This window comes from Streptomyces sp. NPDC002537 (genome assembly GCF_053594975.1).
This window is the reverse complement of record NZ_JBSFWT010000162.1, coordinates 1-8,073: the sequence shown is the minus strand read 5'-3', so window position 1 is coordinate 8,073 and position 8,073 is coordinate 1. Positions and strand designations below refer to the sequence as shown.

Sequence of the window (8,073 nt, the reverse complement as noted above, 5' to 3'; positions counted from 1 at the left end):
CGCGGGGGGGGGGGGGGGGGGGGGGGGCGGCCCGCGCGGGGGGGGGGGGGGGGGGCGCCGGGGGGGGGCGGGCCCCCCCCCGCGGGGGGCCCCCCCCCCCCCCCCCCCGGGACGCGGCTCAGTGTCCCGGTGGCGGCGGCGCGCTCCTGCGCAGCCGGAACCAGTAGAAGCCGTGGCCCGCGAGGGTCAGCAGGTACGGCAGCTCGCCGATGGCGGGGAAGCGCACCCCGCCGATGAGCTCGACCGGGTGCCTGCCGTTGAAGGCCCGGAGGTCGAGCTCGGTCGGCTGTGCGAAGCGGGAGAAATTGTTCACGCACAGGACCAGGTCGTCGTCCCGCTGTCCCGGCATCCGCACTTCGCGCAGGAACGCCAGCACGGCCGGGTTGCTGGAGGACAGCTCGGTGTACGAGCCGAGTCCGAAGGCGGGGTTCTGCTTCCGGATCTCGATCATCCGCCGCGTCCAGTGCAGCAGCGACGAGGGACTGCTCATGGCGGCCTCGACGTTGGTGACCTGGTAGCCGTAGACGGGGTCCATGATGGTCGGCAGGTAGAGCCGCCCGGGGTCGCAGGAGGAGAAGCCGGCGTTGCGGTCGGGCGTCCACTGCATGGGGGTGCGCACCCCGTCGCGGTCGCCGAGCCAGATGTTGTCGCCCATGCCGATCTCGTCGCCGTAGTAGAGGATCGGCGAGCCGGGCAGGGACAGCAGGAGCGCGGTGAACAGCTCGATCTGATTGCGGTCGTTGTCGAGCAGCGGGGCCAGTCGGCGCCGGATGCCGATGTTGGCGCGCATCCGCGGGTCCTTGGCGTACTCCGCGTACATGTAGTCGCGCTCTTCGTCCGTGACCATCTCGAGGGTGAGCTCGTCGTGGTTGCGCAGGAAGATGCCCCACTGGCAGCGCGCGGGAATGGCCGGGGTCTTGGCCAGGATTTCCGAGACCGGGTAGCGGGATTCCCGCCGTACGGCCATGAAGATGCGCGGCATCACGGGGAAGTGGAACGCCATATGGCACTCGTCGCCGCCGTCGGCGAAGTCGCCGAAGTAGTCGACGACGTCCTCGGGCCACTGGTTGGCCTCGGCGAGCAGCACCGTGTCGGGGTAGTGGGCGTCGATCTCGGCGCGCACCCGCTTGAGGAACTCGTGGCTGCGCGGCAGGTTCTCGCAGTTGGTGCCCTCCTCGGCGAAGAGGTACGGCACGGCGTCCAGCCGGAAGCCGTCGATGCCGAGGTCCAGCCAGAACCGCAGCGCGGCCAGGATCTCCTCCTGCACCGCCGGATTCTCGTAGTTGAGGTCCGGCTGATGGGAGAAGAAGCGGTGCCAGTAGTACTGCTTGCGGACCGGGTCGAAGGTCCAGTTCGAGGACTCGGTGTCCACGAAGATGATGCGCGCGCCCTGGTACTGCTTGTCGTCGTCGGCCCAGACGTAGTAGTCGCCGTAGGGGCCGTCGGGGTCCGCCCGGGACTGCTGGAACCACTCGTGCTGGTCGCTCGTATGGTTCATGACAAAATCGATGATGACGCGCATGCCCCGCTGGTGCGCCGCGTCCACGAACTCGACGAAGTCGGCGAGGTCACCGAACTCGGGCAGCACCGAGGTGTAGTCCGAGACGTCGTAGCCGCCGTCGCGCAGCGGGGACTGGAAGAACGGCGGGAGCCAGAGGCAGTCCACGCCGAGCCACTGCAGATAGTCCAGCTTGGCCGTCAGACCCTTGAGGTCGCCGATGCCGTCGCCGTCGCTGTCCTGGAACGACCGGACCAGCACCTCGTAGAACACGGCGCGCTTGAACCAGTCGGGATCCAGATCCTTCGCGGGGGTGTCCTCGAACGTGTCGGGGACAGGCTCGTTGACGATCATGGTGTGGGTGACCCTCCGATCGGTGAGGACGGTCGCAGGGAGAACACGTGCGCGGGCGCGATGGAACGGCCCGGCTCCAGGCGCACATAGTTGTCCCTGCCCCAGTGGTAGGTCTCTCCGGTGAGCTCGTCGCGCACCGGGACGGACTCATGCCATTCGAGGCCGAGTTCCGGCATGTTCAACGAGACCGTCGCCTCCTGGGTGTGGTGGGGGTCGAGGTTGACGACCGTCAGCACGCAGGAGCCTTCGAACCGCTTGGAGTAGGCGATGACGGCGTCGTTGTCGGCGTCATGGAAACGCACGTTGCGCAGCCGGCGGAGCGCGGGCTGCCGCCGCCGCAGCCGGTTGAGCACGGTGAGCAGCGGCGCCAGGCTGCGCCCCTCGCGCTCCGCCGCGGCCCAGTCCCGGGGCCGCAGCTGGTACTTCTCGGAGTCCAGATACTCCTCGCCGCCCGCCCGCACCGGGGTGTTCTCGCACAGCTCGTAACCGGCGTAGACACCCCAGGAGGGGGCCAGCGTCGCGGCGAGCACGGCCCGGATCTCGAACGCCGCGCGGCCGCCGTCCTGGAGGTAGGCGTGCAGGATGTCGGGGGTGTTGACGAAGAAGTTCGGCCGCATGCAGGCGGCCGCCTCCCCCGACAGCTCGGTGACGTAGTCGACGAGCTCCCGCTTGGTGGTGCGCCAGGTGAAGTAGGTGTACGACTGCTGGAAGCCGACCGCCCCCAGCGTCCGCATCATCGCGGGCCGGGTGAACGCCTCCGCCAGGAACACCACGTCCGGGTCCGTGCGGCCCACCTCGCCGAGCACCTTCTCCCAGAAGGACACCGGCTTGGTGTGCGGATTGTCGACCCGGAAGATCCGGATACCGCGCGCCATCCAGAAGCGCAGCACCCGCAGCGTCTCCCGCACGATGCCGTCGAAGTCCTCGTCGAAGGCCAGCGGATAGATGTCCTGGTACTTCTTCGGCGGGTTCTCGGCGTAGGCGATCGAGCCGTCGGCGCGGTGGTGGAACCACTCCGGGTGCTTGTCCACCCACGGGTGCTCCGGGGAGCACTGGAGCGCGAAGTCCAGCGCCACCTCCATGCGCAGCTCGCGCGCCCGCGCCACGAAGTGGTCGAAGTCCTCGAAGGTGCCGAGGTCCGGATGCAGGGCGTCGTGCCCGCCGTCCGCCGAGCCGATCGCCCAGGGGCTGCCCACGTCGTACGGACCCGCCGCGAGGCTGTTGTTGGGGCCCTTGCGGTAGGCGGTGCCGATGGGGTGGACCGGCGGGAGGTAGACGACGTCGAAGCCCATCGCCGCGACGGCCGGCAGCCGCTGCGCCGCCGTACGGAACGTACCGCTCACCGGCGGCCGGCCCTCGTGCACCCGGGCGCCCTCGGAGCGTGGGAACAGTTCGTACCAGGAGCCGAAGAGCGCCCGCTCCCGCTCCACCAGCACCGGCACCGGACGGCTGCTGGTGACCAGTTCGCGCAGCGGGTGCGCGGCCAGGGCCGCGGTGACCTCGGGGGCGAGCGCCGCGGCGAGCCGGGCCCCGGGCCCGCGGCCGGGGTCGCGCAGCGCGTCGACGGCGGCGAGCACCGCCTCCCGGCCCTCGCTCTTCGGCACCCCGGCGGCGGCCCGCTCCAGGAGCAGCGCGCCCTCCGTCAGCACCAGTTCGGGCTCGATCCCGGCCGGGACCTTGATCCGGGCCGCGTGCCGCCAGGTCTCCACCGGATCGCTCCACGCCTCCACGGCGTACGTCCAGCGGCCCTCGCCGTCCGGGGTGACCTCGGCGCCCCACCGGTCCGTGCCCGGACCGAGCTCCCGCATCGGCGTCCACGGGCCCGAGCGGCCCGCGGGCCCGCGCAGCACCACATTGGCGCCCACCGCGTCATGGCCCTCGCGGAACACCGTGGCCGTCACCTGGAAGGCCTCACCGGCAACCGCCTTGACCGGTCTGCGGCCGCAGTCCACGAGCGGGCCGAGGTCCAGGACGGGAATGCGACCGATCATGGGATCACCTGGAGGTTCGACGGGAACAGGGGCGCTGGCGGTTCTGCTCTTTCTATCCGCTCCGCCGGTGGTCGGCCGGGTGCGGGCATGACTGCTCCCGACCGCGTTCACCCGGGTGGGTGCGGAAGAAATGCGGAAGGGGCGGAGCCGTGGACGGAGGGGCGGACACGGGGAGTTCACTGCGTACCGGGGGAGCTTTCCCATCGGCACCTGGCGAGCATGCCCGTCCCGCGAGAACTACCGGTGCGTAGTTCCCGTGGCACCGAGTGGGGAGGACGGCCGGCACCCCGTCACCCGTATGAAGTCTCCCCGTTGAGCCGATCGTGTGCAATGTGCGAAAAGGGGATAGGCGGCAGCCGGAAGGGGTAGCGGGCCGCCCGTGCCGACTGCGGAAGCCGTAGGGTCGTCCGCCCGCCGGAGCGCCCGCTGTACGCGTGGCGTATTTCCCCCTCGCACAACTGCATCAGGCGGTGCGCTGCCGGCTGCGGGGCTCGGTCGCCGGGCAGTCGCGCCGTTCCCCGAGCGCCGGGCCGTCCGCCGTGGTCAGCAGCCCGAGCGCCGCCTCCGACGGCGAACCCGGCTCCGCCGACAGCGCCAGCAGGCCCTGGCCACCCGTGTCCGGCAGCCGCATCATCTCGAACGACAAGCTCATCCGCCCCACCAATGGATGGTGGAACTCCTTCACCCCGGATGTGCAGGACCGCACCGGATGCCGCGCCCACAGCTCCGCGAATTCCGGGCTCCGCATGGACAGTTCGCCGACCAGCTCCGCCAGCGCGCGGTCGTCCGGGTACTCGCCCGCGGCCACCCGCAGCGAGGAGACCGCCCGCCGCGCCTCCTCCTCCCACCGCGGATACAGCTCCCGCGCGTGCGGGTCCAGGAACAGCAGCCGCTGGGTGTTGGGCCGCTCCTCCGGCCGCCCCGGGCCGTCCGGGTCGAGATGTCCCGCCAGCAGCGCGTGCGCCTGCGGGTTCCACGCCAGCACGTCGTAGCGCGCGTCGAGGACCAGCGCGGGCACCGCCATCGCCGCCACCAGCTGCCGCACCCCGGGCCCCGCGCTCCCCGCCCGCCCCGCCGCGGGCCGCGGCACCCCGCGCCCCGGCCGGGCCAGGTTCCGCAGATGCGCGTGCTCGTCCGGCGTCAGCCGCAGCGCCCGCGCCAGGGCGTCCAGCACCCCGTCCGACGCGTTGCCCGACTGCCCCTGCTCCAGCCTCGTGTAGTACGCGACACTCACCCCGGCCAGCAGCGCCAGCTCCTCGCGCCGCAGCCCCGGCACCCGGCGCCGCGCCCCGTACGCCACCAGACCCACGTCCTCCGGCTGGAGGCGGGCCCGGCGCGTACGAAGAAAGTCCCCCAACTCCGCAGGTATATCCATGCGCCCCAGTGAACAACACGGGCGCGCGCCCCGCCTGCCCCTGTCAGGGTCAGGCAGTGCCCCCAACACGCGGGAATCCGGGCGGCCGCGGCGCTACCGTCGTGACGGTGAAGGCCATTCGTCGATTCAGCGTGCGCCCCGTCCTTCCGGAGCCCCTACGACCGCTCAGCGAGCTGGCGCGCAATCTGCGCTGGTCCTGGCACCCCGAGACCCGAGAGCTCTTCCAGTCCGTCGATCCCGAGGGCTGGCGGGCCGCCGCCGGTGACCCGCTGCGGCTGCTCGGCTCCGTGTCCGCCACCCGGCTGGCCGCCCTCGCCGAAGACCGCCGCTTCCGCCGCCGCCTCGCCGCGGCCGCCGACGATCTGCACGACTATCTCACCGGCCGCCGCTGGTACCAGGAACAGCCCGAGGGACTGCCCGCCGCCATCGCCTACTTCTCGCCCGAGTTCGGCATCACCGCCGCCCTCCCGCAGTACAGCGGCGGCCTCGGCATCCTCGCCGGCGACCACCTGAAGTCCGCCAGCGACCTCGGCGTCCCCCTCGTCGGCGTCGGACTGCTCTACCGCCACGGCTACTTCCGCCAGTCGCTCTCCCGCGAGGGCTGGCAGCAGGAGCACTACCCCCTGCTCGACCCCAACGAGCTCCCGCTGAGCCTGCTCCGCGAGACCGACGGCACCCCCAGCCGCGTCTCCCTCGCCCTCCCCGGCGGCCGCTCCCTGCTCGCCTACATCTGGCAGGCCCGCGTCGGCCGCGTGCCGCTGCTCCTCCTCGACTCCGACGTCGACGAGAACGCCCCCGGCGAACGCGACGTCACCGACCGGCTCTACGGCGGCGGCGGCGAGCACCGGCTGCTCCAGGAGATGCTGCTGGGCATCGGCGGCGTCCGCGCCGTCCGCACCTACTGCCGGCTGACCGGCCACCCCGAGCCCGAGGTCTTCCACACCAACGAGGGCCACGCCGGATTCCTCGGCCTCGAACGCATCCGCGAACTCACCGAGCGCGGCACCGACTTCGACGCCGCCCTGGAGTGCGTGCGCGCGGGCGCCGTCTTCACCACCCACACCCCCGTCCCCGCGGGCATCGACCGCTTCGACCGCGAACTCGTCGCCCGCCACTTCGGCCCCGCCGGGGAACTCCCCGGCATCGACGTCGAACGCGTCCTCGAACTCGGCATGGAGAGCTACCCCGGCGGCGAGCCCAACCTCTTCAACATGGCCGTCATGGGCCTCCGCCTCGCCCAGCGCGCCAACGGCGTCTCCACCCTCCACGGCCAGGTCAGCCGCCAGATGTTCGCCGGCCTGTGGCCCGGCTTCGACGCCGAGGAGGTGCCCATCACCTCCGTCACCAACGGCGTCCACGCCCCCACCTGGGTCGCCCCCGAGGTCCTCCGGCTCGGCGCCCGGCAGATCGGCGCCGGACGCGCCGAGGACGCCCTCACCGTCGGCGGCTCCCAGCGCTGGGACGCCGTCGCCGACATCCCCGACACCGACATCTGGGAACTCCGCCGCACCCTCCGCGAACAACTCGTCGAAGAAGTGCGCGACCGGCTCCGCGCCTCCTGGCGCGAACGCGGCGCGGGCACCGCCGAACTCGGCTGGATCGACAGCGCCCTCGACCCCGACGTCCTCACCATCGGCTTCGCCCGCCGCGTCCCCTCCTACAAGCGCCTCACCCTCATGCTCCGCGACCGCGACCGGCTGATGGAACTCCTGCTCCACCCGGAACGCCCGGTCCAGATCGTCGTCGCGGGCAAGGCCCACCCGGCCGACGACAGCGGCAAGCGCCTCGTCCAGGAACTCGTCCGCTTCGCCGACGACCCCCGGGTGCGCCACCGCGTCGTCTTCCTCCCGGACTACGGCATGGCCATGGCCCAGAAGCTCTACCCCGGCTGCGACGTCTGGCTCAACAACCCGCTGCGCCCCCTGGAGGCCTGCGGCACCTCCGGCATGAAGGCCGCGCTCAACGGCTGCCTCAACCTGTCCGTCCTGGACGGCTGGTGGGACGAGTGGTACGAGCCCGACTTCGGCTGGGCCATCCCCACCGCCGACGGCACCGCCACCGACGAGGACCGCCGCGACGACCTGGAGGCCGCCGCCCTCTACCGGCTGCTGGAGGAACGGGTCGCGCCGCGCTTCTACGACCGGGCCGCGGGCGGACTGCCCGGCCGCTGGATCGAGATGGTCCGCCGCACCCTCACCACCCTCGGACCGAAGGTCCTCGCCGGGCGCATGGTCCGGGAGTACGTGGAGCGGCTGTACGGACCCGCCGCCGAGGCCCAGCGCGCCCTGCGCCCGGACGCGGCACGGGAACTCGCCGCCTGGAAGCGGCGGGTGCGGGACGCGTGGCCCGGCATCGCCGTCGACCACGTGGAGGCCGTCGCGGACACCGCGCTCAACGGCACGGCGGAGCTGGGCTCCACGGTGTCCCTGCGGGTGAGCGTGACGCTCGGGGCGCTGAGCCCCTCCGACGTCGAGGTGCAGGCGGTCGCCGGGCGGGTGGACCCGGCGGACCGCTTGAGCCGCACGTCGACGTTCCCCCTGAAGCCGACGGGGGCGCCGGGCCTCGACGGCCGCCGCCTCTACGAGGGTCCGCTGACCCTCGACCGCACCGGCCCCTTCGGGTACACGGTCCGGATCCTCCCGGCGCACCGGCTTCTGGCGAGCGGCGCCGAACTGGGGTTGGTCACCCTTCCGCCGGAAACGGCGGGGGAGGGGGCCGGGGTTCTGCTGCGGTAGCGCCTGCGGCGGGCTTGTTCCCCAGCCCCGCCCCTTCCCGTAACCGGGGGAGACCCCCGGACCCCCAGCGCCCTGCGGGCGCGTCCTCAAACGCCGGACGGGCTGGTTTTTCAGCCCGTC

At 72.4% G+C, this 8,073-nt stretch carries 4 protein-coding genes; 1 reads left to right on the top strand and 3 read right to left on the bottom strand.

All coding sequences use genetic code 11. From position 1 onward, the window contains the following. Positions 1–118: 118 nt before the first annotated feature. The 3 genes from treS to ACWD4A_RS34835 form a co-directional block, all read right to left on the bottom strand. On the bottom strand, positions 119–1,852 hold the full coding sequence (treS, locus tag ACWD4A_RS34845) for a maltose alpha-D-glucosyltransferase (RefSeq protein ID WP_451200420.1): 1,734 nt from the start codon (positions 1,850–1,852) through the stop codon (positions 119–121). Further along, on the bottom strand, positions 1,849–3,843 hold the full coding sequence (locus tag ACWD4A_RS34840) for an alpha-1,4-glucan--maltose-1-phosphate maltosyltransferase (protein ID WP_451200419.1): 1,995 nt from the start codon (positions 3,841–3,843) through the stop codon (positions 1,849–1,851). Before ACWD4A_RS34840 ends, treS begins: the two co-directional genes overlap by 4 nt. Before the next feature lie 463 nt (positions 3,844–4,306). Beyond that, positions 4,307–5,218 (bottom strand): helix-turn-helix domain-containing protein, encoded by a 912-nt coding sequence (locus ACWD4A_RS34835; RefSeq protein WP_451200417.1) that lies wholly within the window; start codon positions 5,216–5,218, stop codon positions 4,307–4,309. A gap of 107 nt (positions 5,219–5,325) precedes the next feature. On the opposite strand from ACWD4A_RS34835, the gene glgP reads away from it, so the two are divergent. Then, a complete protein-coding gene (gene glgP / locus ACWD4A_RS34830) occupies positions 5,326–7,953 on the top strand; it encodes an alpha-glucan family phosphorylase (RefSeq protein WP_451200416.1) in 2,628 nt (875 codons plus the stop codon). The last annotated feature ends 120 nt before the right edge of the window (positions 7,954–8,073 follow it).

Excerpts from the sequence above, each read along its gene's own strand:
- treS (WP_451200420.1), bottom strand. The coding sequence starts at position 1,852 with ATGATCGTCAACGAGCCTGTCCCCGACACGTTCGAGGACACCCCCGCG.
- ACWD4A_RS34840 (WP_451200419.1), bottom strand. The coding sequence starts at position 3,843 with ATGATCGGTCGCATTCCCGTCCTGGACCTCGGCCCGCTCGTGGACTGC.
- ACWD4A_RS34835 (WP_451200417.1), bottom strand. The coding sequence starts at position 5,218 with ATGGATATACCTGCGGAGTTGGGGGACTTTCTTCGTACGCGCCGGGCC.